Source organism: Pseudomonas massiliensis, assembly GCF_000826105.1.
In the GTDB taxonomy this organism is placed as follows: Bacteria; Pseudomonadota; Gammaproteobacteria; order Pseudomonadales; family Pseudomonadaceae; genus Aquipseudomonas; species Aquipseudomonas massiliensis.
On sequence record NZ_CCYK01000007.1, the window covers coordinates 2,218,766 to 2,241,939 of the forward strand.

A 23,174-nucleotide genomic window follows, 5' to 3' on the forward strand; every position below is an offset into this window, starting at 1 on the left:
CTTTGCAGGCCACCTTCGTAGTGGCCTTGCATTGGCGACATGCGGAGCAAGGAAACCGTTTCCATGAACGAACGATTTCAAAGTGTGCTGGGCCGTCAGAATCTGGCCCCATTTGGCAAAACCACTAAGCCATGCTGCGAGCAGACGGTAAAGGTCGCGTTCATCCTCCTGAAGCATTTTTCGCTGACCTCATTCTCATCAGCGATGGACGCACTCGCCAGCGCTAGCTTGCGCGAAGGTCAGCCCCGTTTCGAAGTGGCCTGCTATTCGCTTGAAGGCGGGCCTCAATCGAGCGATATCGGTCTTGTCGTACAAACTGCAAAGCTGGTACCTACCGCCATGGACCACTCACTTGTAGTAGTGGTAGGGGGGCACCGAGTGCGCTTGGCGCCAGACCGTACTCATGCCCGCGCGCTGCGTCAGGCCGCCGCTAACCAGGCCATTATCGCCGGTCTATGGAACGGTGCCTTCCACATGGCCGACGCCGGCCTTATCGATGGACAGATGTGTTATTGCCACGAAGACACCCGCGCGTTAATCACAGAGTACTACCGGACGGTGAAGGTGGCGGAAACCGGCGGCTTCGCCATCAGCGGTAATTTCGGCAGTTGTTCAGACGCAACTTACGTTATGGAGCTCATGCTGCGAATAATGTCCCGGTTCAAAGTCGACGACAGCGACGACCGTGTGGAAGAAATCCGCCGGATACATCTTGCAGCGCGCCCCTTCGAAGCGCCGCAGAAGCTAGGCACTGACCATGGGCCCAAGACTGTCCCCAAGCTGCTGGCTGTAGCGCTTGCCCTGATGGAAAAGCACATTGAGGAGCCCTTAGCCGTTGAGGACATCGCTGGCCAAGTGGGCGTCTCTCGGCGCCAATTGGAGCGTCGCTTCGCTCGTTATCTAGGAGCGGGCCCAAACCGGTATTACATGGAACTGCGCCTCACACGCGCAAGACAATTGATCGTGCAGAGCAACCGTTCCTTGACCGAAGTGGCAATCGCCACTGGCTTTGTCAGCTACCCACACTTTTACAAACGTTTCAAAGAAATTTTTGGGGTCCCTCCGATGGTTTTTCGGGATGCCTATGAGTTATGCGATCAAGTGAGTAATCAGCGCTACGCTATTGCATCAGGTTTTTGATATGGACTGATCGATCCGATTTCGAGCGACCAGAAATAACCCGACGAATATCTGTTTATCCGTATGCACGTTTCCAAGCGCGGCTGGCGCGCGCTCATCAGTTATCTGGATTGAAGGTTCATTCATGAAAGTAAGTTCGCTACCCGCCGATGATAACAGTTGTGGCTGGTACCACCTGAGCCAGCCCCGTACACCTTGCCCCGCTCATAAGGGGCATAGCAGCGCGCCTTGGGTAGTGGTAGGCGCTGGATTCACGGGATTGGCAGCAGCGCGGCAACTAGCGATAAACTTTCCAGCTGATGAAATCGTATTGGTGGAGGCCCAGGAAGTAGGTCTTGGCCCTTCCGGCCGTAACGCCGGATTCGCCATCGACCTGCCGCACGATATCGGCGCTGAAGATTACATCGGTGATATAACGCTTGCCCGCAAGAGCCTAAAACTCAATATCGCTGGGCAAACCCTGCTCAAGGAGCTGGTGGCGCAACATGGAATCGATTGCCAACTGAAAAGTTGTGGCAAGTATCAGGCCGCGGTGGAAGATCGAGGCATCCAAGTTCTTGAAGCCTACCGGCGAGGGCTGGATAAGCTGGACCAGCCCTATGAAATGATCGATAGGGATATCCTGCCGCAACACCTTGGAACTCATTTCTACCGGCAGGCGCTTTATACGCCCGGAGCGGTATTGGTGCAGCCATCGGCGCTGGTGAAAGGGTTGGCCGACAGCTTGCCGGCCAACGTCACGCTCTATGAATGGACCCCCATCCGCGAAGTGGAATACGGGACACATACACTACTTAAGCATGCTCAAGGCAGCATCACGGCAGAGAAGCTGGTGCTGGCCAACAATTCGTTTGGCATGCGCTTTGGATTTCTAAAGGGAAGCATGCTGCCCATATACACATACGGCAGCCTCACCCGGCCTCTTACCATCGACGAGCAACACCGCCTCGGCGGCAAGCCGTATTGGGGCGCCATTCCCGCAGACCCCTTTGGTACCACGGTACGCCGCACTCCCGACAACCGGCTGTTGATCCGTAACAGTTTCAGTTTCAATCCGGACGGGCGCAGCAAGGCAAAGTTCAATCAACGGTTTGTCCATCGCCACCGCGCATCGTTCGAAGCACGTTTTCCAATGCTTCCCGACGTGGAGTTCCAATACACCTGGGGAGGGGCGCTGGCTATGGCACGCAACCACAACGGTTTCTTTGGCCAGCTTGCCAACAACGTTTTCGCCGCGCTGGGCTGCAACGGCCTGGGCGTCACGCGGGGGACGATCAGCGGAGCGCTACTGGGGGATTGGCTGGCAGGGCAAGAAGACGAGCTGACGGCATTTCTTCTGACAGCACCTGGGCCCAACGGCAATCCGCCACAACCCTTTCTGTCGTTGGGCGTGAACATGAATTTGATGTGGGGACAGTATCGGGCCGGCCGTGAGAGCTGAGCTCGCCCCGTCGACGCATACCGCGTTCTTGGTTTTATTTGCCTTCCGCTAAGGCTTACAGGCCAATAAACGGACCTTACCAATCCTTCCGCTAGGAGATGAAAAATGAACTTCGATGGGATCTTCACGCCGGCGATCACGCCTCTTGCCGCCGACGGCAGCATCGACCAGTGTGCATTCGCTGAAATGCTAGACTATCTAGTGCAGTCCAAAGTACATGGCATCGTGATTGGCGGCTCCACCGGGGAATATTATGCGCACGCGCCGGAGGAGCGAGTCGCGCTCATCGCCTTGGCGAAGGATATTCTCAAGGATCAGCTCCCCTTGGTAATAGGCACCGGGGCGATCCGCACCGAGGACGCCATCCATTATGCCCAGTCCGCGCGGCGCGCTGGCGCTGACGCCATCATGGTCAGTTGCCCTCCTTACGCCCTGCCCACCCAGCAAGAGCTGGCCGACCATGTACTGGCCGTGGACCAGGCCGCCGGCCTGCCGATCATGCTGTACAACTACCCTGCACGGACCGGCGTCGCCATGCAGGATGCGTTTTTCGAGGCAGTGCAAGGGTGCGCGAACATCTGCGCAATCAAGGAAAGTTCCGGGGACATGAATCGGCTGCACCGCCTGGCTCATTCGCATCCTGATCTTCAAATTTCATGCGGCTGGGATGACCAAGCGCTGGAATTCTTCGCCTGGGGCGCTAGAAGTTGGGTGTGCGCCGGCTCCAACTTCATTCCCGCCGAGCATGTAGCACTCTATGAGGCCTGTGTACTGAAAGGGGATTTCGTTAAAGGGCGTAAGATCATGTCGGCGATGCTTCCCCTGATGGATTTCCTTGAAAGCGGCAAATTCGTGCAATCCATCAAATACGGCTGCGAACTCAACGGACTGAAAACCGGCGGTCTGCGTGCTCCGCTCAAGGGCTTGAATAGCGAAGAAAAGGCGACGTTGGCCGACATTATCCAAAACGTGAAGAACCAAGTGGCGCAGGCCGCCAAGGAGGCGTAATGACTTCTCTATTGAGCAAGCAGGGTTATGCGGATGTGGCAGCGAACCTGAACCTCCCCAACCAGGCCTTCATCGATGGCAGGTTTCAACCCGCGCTATCGGGTCAGACCTTCACTACGCTTAACCCGGCCACAGGGGAGGCATTGACGGAAATAGCGTCCTGCCAGGCCGAGGATGTTGACCTGGCGGTCGCCAGCGCCAAGGCCGCCTTTGATGATGGCCGTTGGCACAGCCAACCGCCCTCGGCACGCAAAGCTGCGCTGCTGCGTCTGGCTCAGCTGTTGGAAGACAATAGTCACGAGCTGGCGGTCCTGGAGAGCCTGGACAGTGGCAAGCCGGTGCGTGAGTGCCAGACCATTGATGTGCCTGAAACCATAAACACATTGCGCTGGCACGCCGAACTCATAGACAAGATCTACGATTCCACCGCCCCAGTCGGCGCTGGGGCGGTGACCATGGTGGTGCGCGAGCCCATCGGGGTGGTCGGCCTGGTTCTGCCGTGGAATTTTCCGTTACTGATGCTGGCCTGGAAAATCGGGCCATCCCTGGCAGCCGGTTGCTCGATTGTGGTCAAGCCGGCGAAGGAAACCAGCCTGACGACACTTCGCGTGGCGCAGTTAGCCATCGATGCGGGAATTCCCTCAGGCGTGTTCAACGTGGTTCCCGGCGGCGGTCGCGAAGCGGGCGAGCCCATTGGCCGTCATCCAGATGTGGCCATGGTCAGCTTCACCGGTTCCACCGACACCGGACGCCTGTTCTTGAAATACGCCAGCGAATCCAACCTCAAGCGCATAGTGCTCGAGTGCGGCGGGAAAAACCCGGCCGTGGTCATGGATGATGCGGAAGATCTGGACCACGTAGCTCAACACGTGGTGAACGGAGCGTTCTGGAACATGGGGGAGAACTGTTCAGCTTCCTCGCGTCTGATCGTCCACGAGGCGGTGAAAGACGAGTTGCTGGCACGCATCAAGGCGCACCTAAGCGAATGGCGGATGGGAGATCCCCTGGACCCTGACCATCGTCTGGGCGCGCTGGTAAGCCAGGCGCACTTCCAGAAGGTCAAGGGCTATCTGGATCAGGCGATCACTGAGCATATGCAAGTGGTGGCCGGTGGAGACACCCATGCCGGTGTGTTCGTGGAGCCCACCATCATCGATGGCGTCCAGCCTAAGGACCGTCTATTCCAAGAAGAGATCTTCGGCCCTGTTCTCAGCGTTACAACCTTCCAGACAATCGAACAGGCATTGGAATTGGCCAACGACACGGTGTATGGCCTTGCAGCTTCTGCGTACACCGGCAGCTTGCGCAATGCCTTACGACTATCGCGAGGGATAAGGGCCGGGATAGTGACCGTGAACTGCTTCGGCGAGGGCGATGCCTCTACCCCCTTCGGAGGGTACAAGGCGTCGGGCTTTGGCGGTCGAGACAAATCCATTTGGGCCCATGATCAGTACACTGAGATCAAAACCATCTGGATCGACGCATCCTGAGCAATGCGCTCTATCCTTGGTGCGCCGTTAAGGCGGCGCCCCGTTCCTTAGATAATCCGTTTGTTCCAGCAACCAGTCGCGCAAGCAAAGCAGATTGGCATCACGTATGGAATCGCGGCGGTACACCAGGTAATGCTTGCGATCAGGAGCCGCAAGGCACTGCGTCAAGGGCGCGATCAGGGTTCCGTCGTCGAGGCGGTCTTGTACCAGGTGTCGCCAGGCCAAGCCGACGCCTTGCCCCCGCGCGACAGCGTCGAGCAGCGTGGAGAAATGACTGAAACTCATCACTTCCTGGGCGCTGGAACCGTCTTGACCGAAGTACGCCAGCCAATCCCGTCAACCGATTGGGGCCCAAAGGTGCGCACGCCAGCGGCTCGGGCTGAGACTCAGCAAAGGTACCTGGGTGAGCGCTTCGAGTGTGGCTACCTGGGGGTGTTTCCTTTGAAAGTCTGGGGTGCAGACAGGGGAAACTGCCTCGGAAAAGATCGCGTCCCCGGAAGTGGGGTTTGAAGGTCGGTCTCGGTATTGCAGGAACCACTTAGCCACAGGTGCGGCGTACTTTCCGGAGTTGCGGGACAAATGGCCCGCGAAGCGAAAGCTTTTCAGGTACCCCAAAAACGCAAAAACCCCTGATTTCTCAGGGGTTTGAAGATGGCGGAGGCGTAGAGATTCGAACTCTAGGATAGTTGCCCATCGGCGGTTTTCAAGACCGCTATATAAATCCCCTACTGGCGAGGGCTGGAGTACGTTTCGCGTTCCATAACGTGGACATTATTTTAGCCCTCAAGGCCCCGTATTTACTGGTGGTGCTGCTGAAGTTCTGGAACTCATTTTCCAGCCATTTTGCCAGTCGCTCTGCCCTCCCCGGCACATCCTGCCGAGTCCCTGCCTTCCTGGCCGGGTCATCCTTTACCCTTATCGATCAAACCTTCCTCAAGCCGAACTGCGCAACCTTGACCTTCGAATCCTGGGCGATGCCCGTGGCCAGGTACAGGCCCATCCGGCAGCTGATGGTCGTTTCGGTGGCGTCGTAGGTGTACCGCTGTGTCTCCAGCGCCCCTTTCCAGTTGGCCGGAAGGGTGAAGGGCTCCTGGTACTTGTCCATCGAGCGGTAATAGATCGTGGTTGCCGTGCCAGCCACCGGCTTGTTGATGATGAGTTCGGCTTCCCAGCCCAGAATGCCGCGGCTGTTGCCGACGATCTCCGGCGCCGAAACCATCTCGATCACATCATTGGCCGTCAGGTTGGCGAGCGTGACGTTTGCCGCTGGCTGGAGATAGATGTATCCCCCTGCCGCCGCCATTGTGCCGCCCAGCTCGATTACCTGGGCCTCGCCGTAGGCCGCCGGCTCCTTGTACCAGCGCGTGGTGATGCCGGTCAGGCCTGAGCCGGACGCCTTGTAGCTGTCAGCCAGGACTGAGCCGGCCACTGGGTTCGTCGAAGCGTTGATGGTGCCGCCCGTGCCGGTCATCAGCGGGTTGGCGTTCAGGCAGCCGAATGGGCGAATGGCTGAGTACAGGTCGGCGGCGTCGGTCGGCAGCGGCACCCCGAAGAATTCGAAGTTGGCGTTGATCACCGGGACCACACGGGACTGGATGAAGTCCGCGCCCAGCAGGTTCGGGTGCAACCCCTCCACTGTCATATCTTCCGTGAAGCCGTCCCAGATGTTCACCACCGGCACGAACTGGCTTACGTACTGAAGCACCCAATCCTTATAGTCGATCGCCTCCTGCAGCGCGGTACCGGTCAGTGCCTTGGCTCCGAACCGCGGGGTTCCGGTTCCCACCACCAGGTACTTGCCCGGGATGTTCTGGAAGGCGGTGACCAGCTTCATAACGTTGGCCTTGGTGTCGGCCAGGCTCATGCCTGCGGTGGTGCTGTCGTTGGTGCGAGACAGCAGCAGCCACAAGTCAGCAGTAGCCGAGGCAATGGCCGCCGGCAGCCGGGCCATGAACTGCCCGGTGTGGTCGCCCACCTTGCCCTGATTGTCCCGGTAGTCAGGGAACAGGCCGGTCTTGGCCGCTATCGCGCCAGCGTAGCCATAGGCCTCGGTGCCATAGACGGTGGCTCCGATGGAATGACAGTTGGCGCTGAAGCTGTCCCCCAGCAGGCCCAGGCCGCGACGGATGCGCCGGCGGGTGGGCTTTGCACCCACGACCAGGCTCACTTGGCCACCTCATAGGCAGCGCCGCCCCGGGGCGTGAACCGCGTGGGCGTGTTGCCCAGGTCCAGCCGGTGAACGCCGTCAGCCGCGAAGGTATCCGCCACCACCCAATCCGTCCCTACCTGCTTCTCGACCGAGACGCTTCCACCGTTCGCCTTCACAGCCAGGGTATGGACCCCGTAGCTGTACTTGAGCACAAATTGATCACTTCGTGATGCCATTCCTCTTCCCCTGTTTGTTGGTCAGTGCGTCATACGTTCTTTCGCATGCCAGGCCCGCTATTCGGGCTCGGTCATACGCTGCTGCCAGCTCTCCCGCTCTTTGGTCAGCCCGCTTGAACAGTTCGGAGAGCACCATGGCGGCGCGGGTGGCTGCCTCCCCTCGGCGGGCAATGCCGGGATCGCTGGGTCTGCAACTGGCTCCGGCGGCAAAGGCATCTGCCGCGTCGCGCACCCGCTGACCAGCGCCATCAGCCCCAGCCACATCAGCGGCCAGTGCCGCGCTTTCCCTTCGCGCATCGTTTCCCACCTCATTGGCGGCCGTCTGCCGGCGCTGCTCTTCTGTACGGGCATTACCCTCCGCGGCGGCGCGGGCCTTTGCCTGGAGGGCCTGCTGGTCCGCCGCTTTGGCCTGCCAGCGCAGGTCGGCAGTCGTTTCGCCATGGCGGTAGGCCCCATAGAGCGCCCCGCCACAGGCGAGCACAGCCAGAAGCACAGCGCCGGCATAGCCGAGCAGCTTCCACTGCAGGGCTGTCACGCAAGCACCTTGAGCGCCTGCGCATAAAGGTCCAGCCGTTCAGCCAGGCCATTGAGCCCGCCATTGATCTTGCGTGTGATAGCCTCGAATTCGCCGGCATCGGCCAGCTCGTTGAGGCGGCGGGTGGACCAGTACCAGCCAGCGGACATCGCGGCCCACTGCGGTTGCTCAAGCAGCTGCGGCTCATTCAGCAGACGGATGTCTCGAAAGAGCGCCATGCTGCAATTCAGGTAGTTGGCGCGCCCCGTGACTTGAATCAGTCCCCTGCCCCGGTACATCTGGCCGTCGCCGTCGGCCTCGGCTGTATTGCCCAGACGCTTGGCCAGGCCGCCCGTGTCGTACTTGGCCAAGTAGGCATCGCTGCCCAATTCCTTGGCGTAGCGCAGCTGGCCCGACTCATGGCCGACCTGGGCCAGGAAAGCCGCTACCCGCTCCGGTGTGTTAATGCCGTAATAGGCGATGGTCGAGTTCAGCGGGCCGACATAGGTCGCCGCGCGGCTGCCGGCCAGCGGCATGATCCGCTTCAGCTGCTCTTCAGTGATCTGCATGGTTTCTCCAGGCGTAAAAAAACCCGCTCATGGCGGGTGTCGTTTGTCCCTACGGTAGGGATCAGGCAATGCCGTAATGCTTCGCGCCCCCGAGGCGGACGCCGACCCAGAACAGCCAGGTGCGCCAATGGGCGGTCCCGTCTCCGGTGTGCATGGCCCGGCTGAAGACCGCATCACACTCAGCCCTGGGCAACAGGGCCGTGCTGTAGAGGTAGTCATGCAGGATCGCGGCGCGCATCCCGTAGCCGACCACTAGGCCGTACAGGGCCAAGGCGCCTACGGCGACCACCCACATGGCCGTAGCCAGCCAACTGACCGAAGTTAGGAACAGCCCCAGCAGCACGGCGGCCAGTGCGGCCCACCGGCAGATCTCGCGCAGCACCCGGACCGAGGCTAGGTCGCTGACGAAGGTTTCCGGCACGGTCAGTTGACCATGCTCTGGGTCGTTGAAGACCAGAGGCTCCAGAAGCTGGAACTGCCAACGGTTGATCTGGCGGGTGGCCGCGCCGGCGGCGAACTTGCCCGGGGCAAGAATCATGGCCAGCCCTCATCAAGCGCTGCCTCTGTGTAGCTCCCGTCCTCAACCATGGTCAGCAGCGCTGCTTCGCGGTCAAAACACGCTTGCACATGGGCGCGAACCGCGTTGGCCACGGCCCTGACAGTTTCGGCATTCAGCTGAATGAAGCCCTCTGGGGTTTTCCAGTTACAGACATACGACGGATCGTCCATGCCGGCGAGTCGGGCACCGGTGATGAGTGCCTGGCTGTCGCGGCCCGTGTCGATGGCCATGCCACCCACTGTGATACCAGCTGTTTCGGCGGTGAAGCGCCGCGCTGCGATGAGCTGAGGAGCTCTCGCGCTGGACATGGAAGCGAGGATCTCGTCGCTGATCTCCGTCACCAGCGTCTCACCCGGTGAAAGCTGGGACGGACGCATGTCATCCGGCACCGCTCGCCAGCCTGTGGCAGTGATTGCATAGGTCATTTACCGATCCATCCCATAGCCTTGAACGTCGATGTAAAGCGCCGCGCCAGTTGCATTCCCGTGACCGTAGGCAATCTGCTGAGAAGCGTTTGTTGGAACAACTATTGAAGCGCGACCACCTGCAGACTGACTGAAGAAAATGCTTGAGAGTGCGTCAGCTGGGTAGATGAATGCAGTAGGGGTTCCGGTGTTAATCACTGCTATTTTTGCTGTCCGCGTTGTGACGGGTACTACTGACGAAAGCGATACGACCGTGGCTGCCTGAGCAGCGCCAGCGCTTAGGACCAACAGCGGAGCAACTGTTACATCTTCTTGGTAGTTAAAAATATTGCTTGCATCTATATCGAACCTCATTAGGCCGCCTGACGTATTTGTACGGAATGCGCCGAGGAATCGTCGGGATGTATCGCCTGTTTTTGATCGTGCAGAGCCTAAATATGGCGAAGACGGTGCTGTAGTCACCAGTTCAATTTGCGCGACACTGCCATTCAGGTACAGGTATGCATAGTACCAGCTGCTTGTTGCAAGCCCAGTGAGTCCGCTTACCGTAATCGCTGCCGCGACATTTATCTTGGCGCCCGTAACCAGCGCAGCCGATCCCGAGCTAAACGTCATGGATGAAGAGCTATTCCATGACGGTATAAGCCCTGAAATGGCCGTAGCATCTGGGATGTAATCGGCCAGATTTGCAGCAAGCGCCCCGAACTTGTTCACCAACGTCCGCAGCGCGTCAGCCGAATCCTTCACATAACCCTGCATGGGTGCCAGGGCATAGGTGCCGACCGCCACGGTCGCGCCCAGGTAGGCGGGCTGGATGGAAAGCACGGTATCGCTGGCTACGTTCACCACCTCATACCAGCGCCCGTCTGGGCCCATGAAGGCGTCCCCGACCCGGGCGTTAGCGGCAAAGGCAGTGCCCGTGCCGGTCACCGTGGTGGAATTTTGGGTGCACGAAACCGTGCCCGCTCGGTACCAAGCCATTGGGGGACTCCTGAAAACAATAGATAGGTTGCGAGTTGAATCAGAGATCGGTGACGTCGATGATCACCAGCTGGTACTTGTAATCGGTTGCCCCGGTCCCGCCGCCGTTGCTAGCGCTCTGGCTGTAGAAGTACTCGCCCTTGACCCGAAAGCCCGCATCTACACTGGTGAATCCCATCATCAAGAGCGAGACCTCCCACTCGTTTGTCCAAACTTGATAGGCGTCATAGATGCCCGCGCCCCAGCCGCTACAGACGGCATAACTTCGCCCGGCGGTGTAAGTCACTGTCGCGCCGGTCAGCTGATCCTGGCCATTGAGCGGGTCGGTAAAGTTCGCCACATTGATGTAGTCGACGACCTTCATGTATTGGAAGTTAGAGGAAAAGGCGAGACGTCCCTGCGCGTCGAAGACGTTCAGGCCATACCCTGAATTCGCTGAAACCGGTGCCGGCCCGAATTCGAATATTTCCACCGGTACGCTGGCTGGCCCGGCGTAGCAGCAGATGGTCCAGACATAGGTACCGTTCTCAAGTGTGACCCCGAAGATCAGGCATAGGGTGCTGGTACAACGTAGCGCGATGAGAGACTCTGGGCTCTGTGCACGGTAGCGGTACCAAGTGGCGAGCCAGGTGTCCCGGCCCGCCACGCCAGCCGCCGCGGCTGTGGTTGTGTTGACCGTTACCCTGTTGAGCAGGACTTGATTTCGGTAATCCTGATCGATCTGCAGGTAGCTGGCATCGTTCCTGACCTCAAGGCCAAACCCCATTAGTACACCCCATAAAGTATGACCACCGACACGTACATTGACGCGTTGCCGGTGTAGGCCCAGCTCAACGTATTGCCCGAGATAGTTACTTGAGGGGTGACGGAAGCGCCCGTCACCCCTGTGTTGAGTATCTGGGCCCAAGGCCTGCCCTTGGAGAAATCGGCGGATATCGAGCCGTTAAGTCCCTTCGTCGTCTGCACGGTCCCCAATAGCCGAGAGATGGAATCGCTTAAGCCCAGTGTGAGCTTGCCGTTGCCATCCCAGACGTTCAGCCCATAGCTCATATTGAGAGATTCCCGAGATTCACACGCTTGACGCCATTCGCATCGAACACCCTGACGCCGTTGTTATCCATGATGACCCGGCCCTGTCCAGCGACCGTGGCGTTGATCTCGAAGGTGCCGTTCTTGTTCAGGCGCCAGCCCGCAGAGCCTGCGACATAATTCGTGGACTGGATGTAGTCACCGATCTTCGCGCTGGTGATCGTGCCGTCGCCGATGAAGGCCTGGCTGATGTACACCTGGCCGTTCTGGACCACGAACGGGGTGAACGTCGTGCCGCCAGCGGTCGTGCCCACCACGGCGAACCGGTCTGCCGAGACCAGGAACTGGCTTTGCAGCCCTGCGGCCGTGTTCTCAATGCCCAGCCCAATGCCCGCGGCCACGTACTGGCCGTTGGCGTTGAGCTGCATCTTCACCGACCACATAGTGGACAGCTTGCCGTCCGTGTTGGCCTGGGCCTGGCTCACCGTCTGGATCGCCGCTGAGTTACTGCCGATCGATGTTTGAAGTTGGGAAATCTGCTGCGCTGTTGCCGACTGATTGTTGGCTACCACCGTCTGAACATTGGTGATCTTGGCATCACTCGACGCCACGCTCGCCTGCAATACTTCAGTGGTTTGTACCAAGGCCTGGTCCTGGTTCGCACGAACCACCACTTCCTTGGCGTATGAGGCCTGTGTATCCCACAGCTTGAGTGCATCTTGTAGCTCACCCTCCCCCGTATCCTCGCGCAAAGCAGCACGTAGGGTCTGGGTACTTTTTGCTTCGGCCTGGACATCAGTGATAGCCGCGGTGTTTTGCGCGACCTGCTGCGCCAAGCCGGCGACCGTCTGGAGCGACTGGCCTACGTCAGTCCAATAGATAGCATTAGGTGGCGGTGTATTTGCAGGTACCGTTTGGGACGCTTGGTAAATGCGTTCACCACTGACCACCATGTCGCCCTTGGCGTAGGCTTGATCCGCTTGGTAGGCCTTTAGTCCGTCAAGCGCAGCGATCTGCTCTTTAAGGTCGTCAATTTCCTCAATCTTCTGCTGGAGTTCCTGGGCCAGTTCGGTCTCACCGATCTGTCCTGCAAGGTAGGTCAGGATATCCCCGGCAGCTGAACTGGATTGGCCCATTGCCCAACTGGTCCAGGGTCCGGTATTCCCGCTGCGATCCCCCAGGCGTGCCCGAAAGAACCGGGTCACGCCGGCAGCCATGCCCGACTTGAGGTAAGTCCGCGCGGGGTAGGACACCAGCCCCAGCTGCGCCGGACTGCTGCCGTCCGAAGCGACCGATTCCTGTACTTCGGTGTAGAGCGTGTCCTCGGCGCCTTCCGGGAAGGTCCAGTTCAGCCGAATGCCGAATATCTCCGAGGTGGTGGAGAAGCTGGCCAGGGCCGGCGGCTCGCCAGTCTTGCCGTAGAGCTGGGTCGGCTCGGAGTAGGCCCAGAGCGAAGTCGCGTTACCAACGCCTACGGCGGACACCCGGGCGGTGTAGGTGCCGCTGTAGATGCCAGACACCTCGATCGAGGTGGTGTAGGTCACCCCGGCGTATACCCAGTCGCCCGAATTGCGCTTCCACCAAACGTTGTAACCGTTGGCCCCCTTGGCCGCGTCCCAGGTCACCCGCATGGTGGCCACGGTCAGGCCCTGCTTCACTGCATCGAAGGTCGACAGCGCGACGTTGGTCGGCTTGGCCTGCACCGCGCCGGGCAGCGTGGTGGTGGGCAAGGTGACGATCTGGGCGCCGTTGTCGATGGCCGCGAACTTGCTCGGGTTGTGCTGAACCGCCACCACGTCGTACTGGAGCTTGTCGTCGCCGAAGTTCTCGGTGACGGTCAGGATGCGATAGGTCTCGGGCACCACCTCGGCGGTCTCGATGGCATAGATCGATTCGGCCAGGGGCGCTTCGTCGAACGCCTCGGTGACCGTGATCGAGCGTCCGGCAACGGCCCGGATGATGCGGGTCTGCGCCTTGCCGTTGGGCTGAATGACCACCAGGGTATCGCCCGCGGCAACGGTCAGGTCATCGTCCACCACCACGGTGTTCAAAGTAGCGTTCTTGAGGCGTCCGCCGATGGGCCGGCCGGCGTGGTTCTGGTCAGCCACCCGTACGACCTGCCCGGGCCGCGCGATTACGCCGTCCAGGCCGACGCTGAAGCTGATGGTGTCCGTTTCCAGCTGGTTGGTCAGCAGCGTGTAGTGCCCCAGGCGCTGGGCCTGGCCCTGCGACACGCAGCCAAACGCGGTCAGCTCGGTTTCCCGGATGCCGTAGCGCGCCACCGACTTCTGATTCTGGACGTACTCCACCTTCTGCTCGCCGAAGTTCTCCCGGTTCGTCCAGCTGACCTTGGCCACGCTGTAGCGGGTCGAGCCCGAAGAACCCGCGCGGGAAAACTTACCGTCGATGACGTTGGCGTTGGTGTAGGTGTACACCGGGTCACTGGGCATGTCTGCCGATACGGTGACGGAGCTGGCGGCGTAATACGCCATGCCGCGGAAGATGCTAGCGATGTCCTGCAGCACTGTCAGCGCGTCGTTGCGCGACTGCAGGTACAGGTTGCAGGTGAACCGGGGTTCAGTGCCGCCCTTGCCGTCGTCGACCAGTTCGTCGCAATACCTGGCGATCTGGTACAGCGCCCACTTGTCCACCTGCGAATCGCTAATGAAGCGGCCCAGGCCGTAGCGGTCGTTGAGGATCAGGTCGCGGTAGATCCAGGCCGGGTTATCGGTCCAGGCCAGCTTGAAGGTGCCGTCCCAGGTCCCGGTATAGGTTCGGGTGGCCGGCTCATAGTTGGCCGGTACTGAAATGATGCGCCCACGGATGCGGTAAGCTCGCTCCGGGATGGACGAGAATTGGCTCGCGTCGACCTTTAGCCCAACAAGGCCGGTGTAGGGATACTGGAGCTTGGCATCAATCACCTCGGTGTAGCTGACCACGCTGGTGGTGGCCTGGATGCTCGAACTAGTCGAATCGGGGGTAGTGCGCAGCACCCGGATGGACCAGCCTTCTTCGGCTGCGGGCAGATCTACGCGGTGCGAGCGCTGATAGCCGCTGGTGGTCTTGCCGCTAAAGGAAGTGGTGATTACCGGCACATAGTCAGAGCCGTCCGTGGACAACAGCACTTGATAGTTGACAGTGTAGCCCACAGTGTCGCCGTCGCTTTCCTGCTGGTACAGCGTGCTGGCGCCCAACTGCAGGCGCACGGCGGAAAGTTCGAGGTTGGTGATGGCTTGGGTCCAAGGCTGCTTCGCGGTCAGCTCTACGCCTACCGAGTGCTCGCTCTCCACCGCGGGGAATCCAGTGATGTAGTCCTGATCGTGCTCGCCGGTACGCTGCTCCCAGGTCACGCCGGTGAAGTTCAGGGTGCCATCGCTGCCAGCCAGCGGGGTTTCGTCGAAGTAGATCGACTGTGCGCCGTTGACCAATCCGACCATCGGCCCTTCGCTTAGTGCGTCCAGAATGTTGGCGTAGCTGGTGTTAATCAGGCTGTCTGGGCTTTCTACAGGCGTGTGCGTACTGGAGCTGCCTTTGGCGCCCCGGACTACCATCATATTCATGCGTGCCTCTATTGCTCGTCTTCGGCGACGATGCCCAGCGAAATGCAGGCAGAACCAACAGTCATCTCGCCGTAACACAGCGGGACCGGGTTACCCTGGGTGGTGGTGTTCTTGATGCCCGAAAAGTTATAGCTCGGCGTGTTGTCAGCGCTTTCACTGCTGCTGATACCCGACTGGGTGCCAGTGATCATCTGGGCGACACCGCCGAGCGCGAGCGATAGGCCGATCGAGCCGACAATGCCCCAGCCTCCACCTCCAATAGCTGCGCCCCATGCGGCAGCAGAGGCAAGCCCCGCAACGCCTGCTGTTGCAATCGTGGCGATGGCGATCAGTGCGATGCCGAGTACAACTTGAAGCCCTCCGCTTTTGGAGCCTTGCACCACCGGCGCGATGCGGATGTCGTTGTGACTGGGCGGGTCCCGCAGCTGGTCCTCGCCCAGGTTGCGCTTGCCGTAGAACACAGCGAAGGCCAGGCCCATGTCCTTGGAGTCGATCAAGAACTGTTCGAAGCCTTGATGCAGCACGCCCAACGCACGAATGGCCTCGGCAGCCGAGTTGACCGCCAGTTGATGCACCCGGCCAAACCGGGCGCCGAGCTTGCCGTACAGGCGAACCGTTCTAAGCCGCTCAGCCATGGGGGGAATCCTTGTGTCGCATGTAGAAGCGCGCCGCCTCCCGCCAGAACCCGCCAAAGGGGTCCCGCTTGGAATCACGGCCGTAGAGGTGATGCAGGATGGCGCCCGGTGCCGGGTGCAGGTCAGGCTCGGTCTTGAGCACGCCGTCGGCCAGATAGACGCCCGCGTGGTTAGCCACTGGCGCGCGAACCTGCATCACGATCAGGTCACCCTGGCGCAGATCGTCAGGGCTCACCGGCTCGAAGCCCGCCGCGGCGAAGTTGTCGGCATAGAGGTCCTGGCCCTGGTCCCACCAACCATCCTCTCGCACGTAGTCCGGCAGTTGGATGCCCAGTTCGCGCTGGTAGTAATCGCGCACCAGGGTGTAGCAATCCAGAACACCATGCTGGAACGGACGCCCCACCAGCGGCGCCTGATAACCGGTGGGCTCATGGATCAGGTGGCCGGTGGGTTCGCCCTCGCGGACTTCAACCACCAGCCAGGGCAAGCCCGTGGCCTCCATCGATACCCGGTCGGCATGGCTCAGGCGCGCGGACTGGCCCGGATGGCTGTGCACGATGGCGACCACCTTGCCCTGATCCTCCGCTTCGGCCCAGGCCTCGGCGCTGATCCGAAAATCCTCCGCAGGGTTCGCCGCGGCGTTTTCGGCAGGCACATAGCGGTTGATCCGGTCGGCGCGGACGATGAAGCCGCACGCTTCGTTGGGCAGCCGGGCGCTGGCGTCGTCGTAGATCGCCTGGATGGTGTCCTTGGACAGTCGCATGGGAACCTCTAGGGCATAAAAAACCCGGCGCAGTGGCCGGGCTTCATGAAATGTCAGGCTGACTTTTGCCGTTCTCGGCGCCAGCCCTGTTTGAGGCCTATTTCAATAGCCTCTTGGGCGGTCATGCCGGAATCAACGCGCCTGCATATCTCCGTTGCAGACAATCCGTACCTGCGACTCGCCTCGAACGCATTCAGCGTCTCTCCGTTGATTTCGAAGCGGCGATTGGTACGGCGGAACTGACCCTGCTGGAGCGCAGTAGCCCAGCGGCAATTGCCTGGCTCGTAATGACCGTCAGGGTTGATACGGTCTAGCGACATCCCAGCGGGTCGTTCGCCCATGTCAGCGAGGAAATTGCGCGGGTCTTCCCAGCGCTCACAGAAACGAATCCCGCGACCACCGTACAAGTGATAAACGTCATTTGCCGGGTTCTGGCATCGAGCCTTGGCCGCTTCCCATGATTTGTACCAAGGGTGGCCCGAGCACCCATGATCTGTAACGCGAGACTTGAATTCCTCGGATTTCCAGCAGCCACAGGACTTAGCTTTGCCTTGGCGAAGGGTGGCGGCAGCAACTTCCTTTTCTACCCCGCAATCACAGCGGCACCACCACCAAACCTTTTTGTTGCGGTAGCCATGTTCGCGGATCGCAGTCAGACGGAAGAAGCGCTGACCTGTCAGATCAATCTTTTTTGGCATATCGAATCACTCCATTCGATCACTCATGTAGGAGCGCGGCAGGCAGTGAGTGAACTGCTTTTCGACTGGCCGGTCTAGCCGCGCCCTCTCATTCTACAGGCCATCAATAGCCTGCGCTGGGGAAACTTCCGTAGCGAAGTTGGTTGTTTTCCCCAAACCTGAGCTTGCATCCGCGCAGCGTCCCAGAGCATTGGTCTTTCGCCGGATCATCGGTCAGAACATCGTCTTCAGTTGCATAAACGCTACCTGTATATCCGCAGTACGGACCACGATACTGCCCGATAACAAGCCACTGGCAGCAGTTGGCTACGATCTGGCGCCCAGGCAGTTTGCGGTCGGTCGCGATCAGCGGGGACTTCAGCACGAAGGCGACGGTCTGGCTGTCGGCGGCCTGCTTCTGGTCGATGGTGTAGAGATCGTCCGAGAAGTACTCGTTCGGGTCGGCCTCCGGGTTGCCCTCGGGGAAGTTCGCGGCATCCAAGTACCGGCCCAGAGTGCGATGCCTGACCACCTTGGCGTCTACCAGATCCTGATACGTGGCACACAGCGCGGTAATGAAGCCCGTCACGTTCGCCACGGTCAGCGTAGGGTTGTTCTGCTGCCCCTCCCCGGTCATCCCCATGCCCTCGACCTTGATCGGCCAGGGTGAGTACTCCAGGCCCTGCCAGTAGATCGGGCCTACCCGGGTGTAACCGTGGAAGCGGTACACGTCGCCGCCCAAGCCGATGAGGTCCAGTTCGAAGAGCTCGACGTACTGGCCGACCTCCAGGCGCTGGATGTCCTCGTAAATGCTTTCGGCCATCAGGTCACCTGGTGGGTCTGGTCAAAGGTAGCGGTAAGCATCCAGGCTCCCCCGCCCTGGTCGGTCGGTTGGAAGCTGGCGCAGGTGAAATACAGCGGGCCGTCGAAGGGCGTGGACCAGATGAAGGCCTTGTAGCCCTCCTGCTCCCGCAGGAAGGTCAGGATCTCGATGATGCGCGCCTTGCTGCCGGTGAAAGTCAGGTCCCAAGACTGCGTTTCGTTATTGATGCCGTCGGCGGCGCGCTGGGTGTAGCCGTTGCCGAACTGCGCCGACCGTACCCTTTGGGTGAAGGTGCCCGGCGCCGAGCGGTCAGGCTTCCACTTGAAGGTGTCAGCCATTAGCCCCTCCCATTAATTGCTTTGCGGATGTTGCCCTGGGGGCTGAGCGACTTAGCTTCCAACTCCTTGAACTTGCGGGTCACGAAGTCACCGATTTCTGCCCCGAACGACTCCAGGCCGCTGGTGTTGGAGCTCACCTGAGAGCTGCCATCGCTGGCGATGTTGATGTTCACTTGGGGCGCGTTGGAGCTTGAAGAACCGGCCAGACGCGAAGCCACCCCGCCAACATATCCGCCATCGGCATAGCCGCGGGCGTTCAGCCCTTCAAGGTAGCCGCGCATGCCTGGCTGGCTGACCACCTCCTTGCGGAGCACGAACTCGCCTCCATGGACAATGCCGGCCGGCTCGAACTTGCCGCCATCGCCGGTATAGCCGCCACTGGAAAAGCCGCCCGAGTAGGTAAGCCCTGAGGAAGCGCTGCCTAGGCCGAAGTCAAAGCCGGAGGCACCGGAGCTTGCGGCTCCGCCCAATCCGGCGATGCTGGCCGTGCCGATGCTGCCGAAGATGCTGCTGAACACACTGGAAGCAGCGGACTGCACGGCCATCTTGGCCAGCATCTTGGCGAAGCTGACCGCCACGTCGCCGAAGCTCTCGTCCGCCCCGAAGGCGAAGTCCACCAGCGAATCGGTCAGGCCGTCGTAGAGGTCAGTGAATGCGGTCTTCATTTGACCGGCCACGTTCTGCCCGTTGTCCAAGTAGTTCTGCCAGGCAGCCGAGGCGCCGGCAGACCAATTGCCCTGGGCAGCGGTCATGTCGTTGTAGTTGGCCAGTACCGTGTCGTGCAGGTCCTGCTGAGTCTTGTTGAGCGCCGCCAGCTTCTGGTTGTACTCGTCCAGGCTCATACCGCGCGAACCATCGCCGTACTGGTTGGCCAGGTCCAGCTTCTGCTGGTTTACCCGGTCGTCTATGGCGTTCTGGGCTTGGTATAGGCTGCTCTGCCGGTCGCCCATGCCAAGGGTGGCTGCCGCCTGCTGGCCCTGCTGGCGAAGCGTCTCCACCTGATTGTTCAGCGCATCGGTGTACGTCTTCACAGCCTGGGCCTGCTTGGCCAGCCTGCCCTGCTCGTTGGTAGCGAGCACTTCAAGCTGGCTGTCCGCGTCCTTCTGGGCCTTGACCATAGAGGTGCGGGCGTCTGCAATCTTCTCGTCCAGCTGGATGCGCTGGGCGGCTGAAGTGCTGGCCCGGCCTTTGGCCTCCTCGAGCGCGGCGATCTCGGCCTCATACCCTGCCATCACCTCCTCCCGCTCGGCGCGGATCAGGGTGGCGCGCTGGGCTGTGTAGGTTTCCTGGCTGATCACCCCGGCGCGCTGGGCGGCGTCCAGTTCCTTGTAGGAGTTCTGGTAGGTGCTGACTAGTTCGGCCAGGGCGTTCTTCTGGGCGTTGAAGCCAGACAGATCAACATTGCCGGCGGCGGCCTTGGGGTCTTTGTACTGCTGAGCAATATTTGCCCGCGTTTTCGCTACGGTGTCCGCCGAAAGACGGGAGTCGTTCGGATTCACCTTTCGGATCGCTTCGAGGTTCCTGGCGTAGTCTTCTAGGGCCTTGTTACGCTTTTGGGCCGTGGTGAGCGCCGCTTTCTCGATGCTATCGATGTTCTTAGTTGCCAGCACCGCAGCTGCTTGGTTGTCCGCATCAAGCTTTCTGGCAGCTGCCAGTGCAAGCTGAGTGTCGCGCTGCTGCGTAAGGAACTGCAGCTCTAGTTGAGCGTTGGCCAGAACCCGCTTGGAGTCGATGTCGTCTGGATCGGCCCGGACGGCATCTTTCGCATAGGCGATCTTCTTGGTGAGTTCGTCGATACGTGACGCGCTCGTTTGTTCGCGACCTACGTCTTTCAGAGCATCTACAGTGGCCGACACTTCACCTTTAAGCGCCTTCCAACCCTTTTCCCAGAGGGAAAGATTTTCAGTCACCTCATGGCTTCGCGTACGAATCGTATCAACGTAGGCGTCGGTCAGAACCTTGGCTGCGCCTTGCGTGTCGTTTTGCTCCTTGAGCGCAACGATTTGGGAATACACAGCCTGGGTGAGGAAGTGGTACTGGCTATTCAGTTCTTGGGCCGCAGCTACCGGATCCTTTGCGATCTTCGCGAACTCGGCAACCGTATCTTCAACCGCGCGCCCTGTTGATCGCTGCATGTCCAAGGCAGCTTCGGTGATCGCCGCGAAGCTTTCGCTGGCGATGTTACCGTTGCTGGCCAGTTGGGTAAGGACTTCCGCGGCCGAACCGGTTGTGCCTACGGTGGCAGATACCTGCCTTGCCATCTCGGCAAGTGAATCAGCCGTCGTGCCGCTAGCATTTCCGGTGAGGATGATCGCTTTCTGGAACTCTTCGGCTTCATCCGCGCCCTTGTAGTAGGCAACCCCCAGGGTGGCAGCAGCCGCAGCGGCGACTGTGAATGGGTTCACCAGTCCCGCAACATAGCCTCCGAGGGCGCGCGCTGCGGGCCCAACCCCGCCAAACATGTCCTTCAGCTGGCCGCCCTGCTGGAGCAGCACGGTCAATGGCGCCTGGCCGCCTTGGAGGCTAGTCACGATATCTGTGAACTGAGCGGGGACTCCCCTCAAAGCTGCTGCGGTTTGAGCTGCGGACACGCCCGCTTTCTGCGCTTGGTTAGCAAAACCCGCGGTCGCTTTTTCTGCCGCCTGGGCCTGCTGACTCAGATCCTTTAACGCGGCTTCGGCCTTATCAGATTGAGCCGCTAAGGTAGCAGTAGATTTCTCAGCCTTTCCGCCGGCCTGCGTTAGCTTGTCGAGATCGGTCGCCGCCTGAGCTGCTTCTGTAGAATCGACGCGTATACCAAGCTCAGCGATCGAGGTCATGTTTTCCTCCGGCGTAAAAAAACCCGCCGGAGCGGGTCTTATTTTTGGTCTTTGCAGTAGTCAGCGACTGTTTCGGCCTGCCAGTCCTCTTGTCCGATTAGTGGCGGCTGCTTTTCTGCGTAGGTGTATGGCTTGAATCCGGTATATCCACCCATAGCGTTTTTGGCGTTGACTTCACCACACACGCGGCCCGAGTCAAGCACTCGGTCGTTCTGGAACTGTGCTGAGCCCGGGTCTTTCAATTGCCCTTTCACAGCGGTATGAGCTGCATCCAGCCTCGAATCTCCACATCCGGCAAGCACTAGACCACCCGCTAGTAGAAACGCGTAACGCTTCATACGACTTCTCCAACTCGAAACGTCGGAATCTATCATGATTGCTCCGCTGGAGGCCGCATCACATCCAAAGCCTCGCCCTCCATGATGCGGATGTCCTCGAAAGCAGTTCGGATTTCCTCGGTAGTCATCCCGAGCAGGTCGCCGGTTACCGGTATAGCTGCGTAGTCCAGGCCAGTGGCCCCGGCCATGCCCGTTCGCCACTGCGTGGACAAGGCGCGGAACAGGTGGAAGGCTGGCCACACGTCAGGCAGGACCTCGACCACCGTTTCCGGCAGATCGGATAGCGTCAGCCCGAATGCGGCTAGCTGCTTCTCATCGGGGCCGGCCTCGTACATGGCCCGGGCTACGCTTGTGAGTTTCCCAGACGGCTCGGGCTGTAGGCTTGCTGGTAGGCCTCGATCACTGCCTTGGGCGCACCCACGCAGGTGGTGACCAGGGCCTTTACGCTTTCCTCGCTGAAGGGCTCATCGAAGGCCCAGCTTGCCGTGACCTCGCTGATCTGCTGCGCCTGAAGTTGGATCTCGGCCTGGGTGGAGTCCGACAGGCTGAGCTCCTCCTTCTGTACGCGCTCCAGCAGCGCCCGCCGCGCCTCGCCCCAGCGGTCGAATAGTTCAGCAAGTGCCGGGCGATCCATGTATTTGAACTCGAATTCAACCGGCACCGGGTCGCCGCCGATGCGGGGAACCTGCACCGTCGCCTTGAAGGTGGGGTTCTGAGCGATCTTGAACGTTGGCATGGGGCTTCCTTACGCCGCGCTATAGCGGGTCACGCGGCCTTGCAGCGCCAGGCTGATAGCGCGGGTCATCAGGTTGTTACGCGACAAGGTCGGGGTGCTGGTGATCGAGGCGATGGAGTTGTACAGAATCACGTCGCCATTCGGCAGGTTCAGACGCTGAGCGCGCACTTCCTTGTCCTCGTCGGCCGCTTCGACCACAGGCACATAGGGCTGAGTCGGATCATCGGCCACAGTCAGGGTCATGCTCGCCGGCGACTTGGTGGTAGGGATCTGGCGGTCGTCGTCGTCTTCGAGGAAGCCGAAGGTCAGGAACTGCTGGTCGCCGCCGGAAGTGGCCACCTCAGTGATCTGGGGAATCTGCACCCAGGTCAACACCTGGCTGAGCGAGCCCTTGCCGGCACCGGCCGGGTAGCGCTGGGTGTTGGTGGTGTTGATGCCTTCCAGGGCAAAGGCATCAGCGGTCACGTCGGTGACGCGCACGGTACGCCCGGTAAGCTTCGACCAGCCGGAGGTAATAACAATCACGTCACCATCGTCCAGGCCATGGCCCGCGGCGGTGGCCACGGCAGGGTTTGCGTTGGTGATCGCGGTGATAGCGACAGCAGTACCAGCGGATGCAGCGAAGTCGAAGGTAGAGCCGTTGGGCAGAGTGAACGCCATTTGGATGGTCCTCTAAACGAAAAAACCCGCCGGAGCGGGTGGTGGGTTGCCCAACGGGCGGAATTGGTTTACAGGTCGACGACCAGGGTGACAGTGCCAACCAGTGGGTCGGGCGCCGGGTCGCCAACTGGATAGGTGCGGTAGATATTCACGTCAATCGCGAGGATACCCACGCCGGTAACGGCCTTGAACTGGCTGAAGGCTTGCTGGATGGTTCGCGCCAGTTCATCTTCGAGCGCCTTTTTTCGGGCTTGAAACTCATTCAGGTCCATCGGACCTCCTGG

Annotated in this window: 25 protein-coding genes and 1 pseudogene; 4 read left to right on the plus strand and 22 right to left on the minus strand. The window is 60.3% G+C overall.

Going from position 1 to position 23,174, the window contains the following annotated elements; translation table 11 throughout:
* Positions 1 to 63 precede the first annotated feature (63 nt).
* The 4 genes from BN1188_RS20800 (at position 64) to BN1188_RS20815 (ending at position 5,079) form a co-directional block, all read left to right on the plus strand.
* Complete coding sequence (locus BN1188_RS20800) at positions 64 to 1,140, plus strand: GlxA family transcriptional regulator (RefSeq protein WP_040263630.1); 1,077 nt, start codon at positions 64 to 66, stop codon at positions 1,138 to 1,140.
* A 124-nt stretch (positions 1,141 to 1,264) separates the two neighbouring features.
* The gene (locus tag BN1188_RS20805) at positions 1,265 to 2,581 is read left to right on the plus strand and encodes an NAD(P)/FAD-dependent oxidoreductase (protein WP_040263632.1); all 1,317 of its coding nucleotides are present in this window, start codon (positions 1,265 to 1,267) and stop codon (positions 2,579 to 2,581) included.
* Positions 2,582 to 2,686: 105 nt separating this feature from the next.
* Positions 2,687 to 3,589: a dihydrodipicolinate synthase family protein gene (locus BN1188_RS20810; protein WP_040263634.1), complete on the plus strand. Its 903-nt coding sequence runs from the start codon at positions 2,687 to 2,689 to the stop codon at positions 3,587 to 3,589.
* Positions 3,589 to 5,079: an aldehyde dehydrogenase gene (locus BN1188_RS20815; RefSeq protein ID WP_040263636.1), complete on the plus strand. Its 1,491-nt coding sequence runs from the start codon at positions 3,589 to 3,591 to the stop codon at positions 5,077 to 5,079. The genes BN1188_RS20810 and BN1188_RS20815 overlap by 1 nt, the downstream gene beginning before the upstream one ends.
* 27 nt (positions 5,080 to 5,106) lie before the next feature.
* On the opposite strand, the gene BN1188_RS20820 is transcribed toward BN1188_RS20815, so the two are convergent.
* The 22 genes and pseudogenes from BN1188_RS20820 to BN1188_RS20925 all read right to left on the minus strand — a co-directional run bounded on the left by BN1188_RS20820 (position 5,107) and on the right by BN1188_RS20925 (position 23,162).
* Positions 5,107 to 5,406, minus strand: a complete 300-nt coding sequence (locus BN1188_RS20820; RefSeq protein ID WP_267904452.1) for a LysR substrate-binding domain-containing protein — start codon at positions 5,404 to 5,406, stop codon at positions 5,107 to 5,109.
* 595 nt (positions 5,407 to 6,001) lie between these two features.
* Positions 6,002 to 7,246, minus strand: coding sequence for an SGNH/GDSL hydrolase family protein (locus tag BN1188_RS20825; protein ID WP_040263640.1), 1,245 nt, complete (start codon positions 7,244 to 7,246; stop codon positions 6,002 to 6,004).
* Positions 7,243 to 7,464 carry a hypothetical protein gene (locus BN1188_RS20830; protein WP_040263642.1) on the minus strand — a complete coding sequence of 74 codons (222 nt, stop codon included), beginning with the start codon at positions 7,462 to 7,464 and terminating at the stop codon, positions 7,243 to 7,245. The genes BN1188_RS20825 and BN1188_RS20830 overlap by 4 nt, the downstream gene beginning before the upstream one ends.
* Positions 7,448 to 7,999 carry a DUF2514 domain-containing protein gene (locus BN1188_RS20835; protein WP_040263644.1) on the minus strand — a complete coding sequence of 184 codons (552 nt, stop codon included), beginning with the start codon at positions 7,997 to 7,999 and terminating at the stop codon, positions 7,448 to 7,450. The genes BN1188_RS20830 and BN1188_RS20835 overlap by 17 nt, the downstream gene beginning before the upstream one ends.
* A complete protein-coding gene (locus BN1188_RS20840) occupies positions 7,996 to 8,547 on the minus strand; it encodes a glycoside hydrolase family 19 protein (RefSeq protein WP_040263646.1) in 552 nt (183 codons plus the stop codon). The genes BN1188_RS20835 and BN1188_RS20840 overlap by 4 nt, the downstream gene beginning before the upstream one ends.
* A gap of 61 nt (positions 8,548 to 8,608) precedes the next feature.
* Positions 8,609 to 9,085, minus strand: a complete 477-nt coding sequence (locus tag BN1188_RS20845) for a DUF1353 domain-containing protein (RefSeq protein WP_040263648.1) — start codon at positions 9,083 to 9,085, stop codon at positions 8,609 to 8,611.
* Positions 9,082 to 9,531, minus strand: a complete 450-nt coding sequence (locus BN1188_RS20850) for a DUF4376 domain-containing protein (protein ID WP_052469425.1) — start codon at positions 9,529 to 9,531, stop codon at positions 9,082 to 9,084. The genes BN1188_RS20845 and BN1188_RS20850 overlap by 4 nt, the downstream gene beginning before the upstream one ends.
* Positions 9,532 to 10,218: 687 nt before the next feature.
* Positions 10,219 to 10,512: pseudogene (locus BN1188_RS22070) on the minus strand (phage tail protein); the annotation flags it as partial.
* A gap of 40 nt (positions 10,513 to 10,552) precedes the next feature.
* Positions 10,553 to 11,278 carry a hypothetical protein gene (locus BN1188_RS20860; protein WP_040263650.1) on the minus strand — a complete coding sequence of 242 codons (726 nt, stop codon included), beginning with the start codon at positions 11,276 to 11,278 and terminating at the stop codon, positions 10,553 to 10,555.
* A complete protein-coding gene (locus tag BN1188_RS20865; protein WP_040263652.1) occupies positions 11,278 to 11,562 on the minus strand; it encodes a hypothetical protein in 285 nt (94 codons plus the stop codon). Before BN1188_RS20865 ends, BN1188_RS20860 begins: the two co-directional genes overlap by 1 nt.
* Positions 11,559 to 15,101 carry a TipJ family phage tail tip protein gene (locus BN1188_RS20870; RefSeq protein ID WP_052469427.1) on the minus strand — a complete coding sequence of 1,181 codons (3,543 nt, stop codon included), beginning with the start codon at positions 15,099 to 15,101 and terminating at the stop codon, positions 11,559 to 11,561. The genes BN1188_RS20865 and BN1188_RS20870 overlap by 4 nt, the downstream gene beginning before the upstream one ends.
* 8 nt (positions 15,102 to 15,109) lie before the next feature.
* Complete coding sequence (locus BN1188_RS20875; protein WP_040263654.1) at positions 15,110 to 15,736, minus strand: tail assembly protein; 627 nt, start codon at positions 15,734 to 15,736, stop codon at positions 15,110 to 15,112.
* On the minus strand, positions 15,729 to 16,499 hold the full coding sequence (locus BN1188_RS20880) for a C40 family peptidase (RefSeq protein ID WP_088776234.1): 771 nt from the start codon (positions 16,497 to 16,499) through the stop codon (positions 15,729 to 15,731). The genes BN1188_RS20875 and BN1188_RS20880 overlap by 8 nt, the downstream gene beginning before the upstream one ends.
* A gap of 53 nt (positions 16,500 to 16,552) precedes the next feature.
* The gene (locus BN1188_RS20885) at positions 16,553 to 17,197 is read right to left on the minus strand and encodes a hypothetical protein (RefSeq protein WP_052469428.1); all 645 of its coding nucleotides are present in this window, start codon (positions 17,195 to 17,197) and stop codon (positions 16,553 to 16,555) included.
* A 103-nt stretch (positions 17,198 to 17,300) separates the two neighbouring features.
* The gene (locus BN1188_RS20890) at positions 17,301 to 17,999 is read right to left on the minus strand and encodes a phage minor tail protein L (protein ID WP_040263656.1); all 699 of its coding nucleotides are present in this window, start codon (positions 17,997 to 17,999) and stop codon (positions 17,301 to 17,303) included.
* Positions 17,999 to 18,337 carry a phage tail protein gene (locus BN1188_RS20895; RefSeq protein WP_040263658.1) on the minus strand — a complete coding sequence of 113 codons (339 nt, stop codon included), beginning with the start codon at positions 18,335 to 18,337 and terminating at the stop codon, positions 17,999 to 18,001. The genes BN1188_RS20890 and BN1188_RS20895 overlap by 1 nt, the downstream gene beginning before the upstream one ends.
* Entirely contained in the window at positions 18,337 to 21,156 is a 2,820-nt protein-coding gene (locus BN1188_RS20900; RefSeq protein WP_040263660.1) for a phage tail tape measure protein, read from the minus strand. The genes BN1188_RS20895 and BN1188_RS20900 overlap by 1 nt, the downstream gene beginning before the upstream one ends.
* Positions 21,157 to 21,194: 38 nt before the next feature.
* Positions 21,195 to 21,494, minus strand: a complete 300-nt coding sequence (locus BN1188_RS20905) for a hypothetical protein (protein WP_040263662.1) — start codon at positions 21,492 to 21,494, stop codon at positions 21,195 to 21,197.
* A gap of 32 nt (positions 21,495 to 21,526) precedes the next feature.
* Positions 21,527 to 21,829 (minus strand): DUF1799 domain-containing protein, encoded by a 303-nt coding sequence (locus tag BN1188_RS20910; protein WP_040263663.1) that lies wholly within the window; start codon positions 21,827 to 21,829, stop codon positions 21,527 to 21,529.
* A gap of 8 nt (positions 21,830 to 21,837) precedes the next feature.
* On the minus strand, positions 21,838 to 22,230 hold the full coding sequence (locus BN1188_RS20915; RefSeq protein WP_040263665.1) for a phage tail assembly chaperone: 393 nt from the start codon (positions 22,228 to 22,230) through the stop codon (positions 21,838 to 21,840).
* A 9-nt stretch (positions 22,231 to 22,239) separates the two neighbouring features.
* Positions 22,240 to 22,890 carry a phage tail protein gene (locus BN1188_RS20920; protein WP_040263667.1) on the minus strand — a complete coding sequence of 217 codons (651 nt, stop codon included), beginning with the start codon at positions 22,888 to 22,890 and terminating at the stop codon, positions 22,240 to 22,242.
* A 68-nt stretch (positions 22,891 to 22,958) separates the two neighbouring features.
* The gene (locus BN1188_RS20925) at positions 22,959 to 23,162 is read right to left on the minus strand and encodes a hypothetical protein (protein WP_040263669.1); all 204 of its coding nucleotides are present in this window, start codon (positions 23,160 to 23,162) and stop codon (positions 22,959 to 22,961) included.
* Between the last annotated feature and the right edge of the window lie 12 nt (positions 23,163 to 23,174).

Coding starts and splice junctions, on each gene's coding strand:
- BN1188_RS20870 (WP_052469427.1), bottom strand. CDS start 15,101: ATGAATATGATGGTAGTCCGGGGCGCCAAAGGCAGCTCCAGTACGCAC.
- BN1188_RS20910 (WP_040263663.1), bottom strand. CDS start 21,829: ATGTACGAGGCCGGCCCCGATGAGAAGCAGCTAGCCGCATTCGGGCTG.
- BN1188_RS20925 (WP_040263669.1), bottom strand. CDS start 23,162: ATGGACCTGAATGAGTTTCAAGCCCGAAAAAAGGCGCTCGAAGATGAA.
- BN1188_RS20830 (WP_040263642.1), bottom strand. CDS start 7,464: ATGGCATCACGAAGTGATCAATTTGTGCTCAAGTACAGCTACGGGGTC.
- BN1188_RS20890 (WP_040263656.1), bottom strand. CDS start 17,999: ATGGCCGAAAGCATTTACGAGGACATCCAGCGCCTGGAGGTCGGCCAG.
- BN1188_RS20895 (WP_040263658.1), bottom strand. CDS start 18,337: ATGGCTGACACCTTCAAGTGGAAGCCTGACCGCTCGGCGCCGGGCACC.
- BN1188_RS20875 (WP_040263654.1), bottom strand. CDS start 15,736: ATGGCTGAGCGGCTTAGAACGGTTCGCCTGTACGGCAAGCTCGGCGCC.
- BN1188_RS20885 (WP_052469428.1), bottom strand. CDS start 17,197: ATGCCAAAAAAGATTGATCTGACAGGTCAGCGCTTCTTCCGTCTGACT.
- BN1188_RS20850 (WP_052469425.1), bottom strand. CDS start 9,531: ATGACCTATGCAATCACTGCCACAGGCTGGCGAGCGGTGCCGGATGAC.
- BN1188_RS20920 (WP_040263667.1), bottom strand. CDS start 22,890: ATGGCGTTCACTCTGCCCAACGGCTCTACCTTCGACTTCGCTGCATCC.
- BN1188_RS20900 (WP_040263660.1), bottom strand. CDS start 21,156: ATGACCTCGATCGCTGAGCTTGGTATACGCGTCGATTCTACAGAAGCA.
- BN1188_RS20810 (WP_040263634.1), top strand. CDS start 2,687: ATGAACTTCGATGGGATCTTCACGCCGGCGATCACGCCTCTTGCCGCC.
- BN1188_RS20905 (WP_040263662.1), bottom strand. CDS start 21,494: ATGAAGCGTTACGCGTTTCTACTAGCGGGTGGTCTAGTGCTTGCCGGA.
- BN1188_RS20800 (WP_040263630.1), top strand. CDS start 64: ATGAACGAACGATTTCAAAGTGTGCTGGGCCGTCAGAATCTGGCCCCA.
- BN1188_RS20915 (WP_040263665.1), bottom strand. CDS start 22,230: ATGCCAACGTTCAAGATCGCTCAGAACCCCACCTTCAAGGCGACGGTG.
- BN1188_RS20815 (WP_040263636.1), top strand. CDS start 3,589: ATGACTTCTCTATTGAGCAAGCAGGGTTATGCGGATGTGGCAGCGAAC.
- BN1188_RS20805 (WP_040263632.1), top strand. CDS start 1,265: ATGAAAGTAAGTTCGCTACCCGCCGATGATAACAGTTGTGGCTGGTAC.
- BN1188_RS20840 (WP_040263646.1), bottom strand. CDS start 8,547: ATGCAGATCACTGAAGAGCAGCTGAAGCGGATCATGCCGCTGGCCGGC.
- BN1188_RS20845 (WP_040263648.1), bottom strand. CDS start 9,085: ATGATTCTTGCCCCGGGCAAGTTCGCCGCCGGCGCGGCCACCCGCCAG.
- BN1188_RS20865 (WP_040263652.1), bottom strand. CDS start 11,562: ATGAGCTATGGGCTGAACGTCTGGGATGGCAACGGCAAGCTCACACTG.
- BN1188_RS20880 (WP_088776234.1), bottom strand. CDS start 16,499: ATGCGACTGTCCAAGGACACCATCCAGGCGATCTACGACGACGCCAGC.
- BN1188_RS20860 (WP_040263650.1), bottom strand. CDS start 11,278: ATGGGGTTTGGCCTTGAGGTCAGGAACGATGCCAGCTACCTGCAGATC.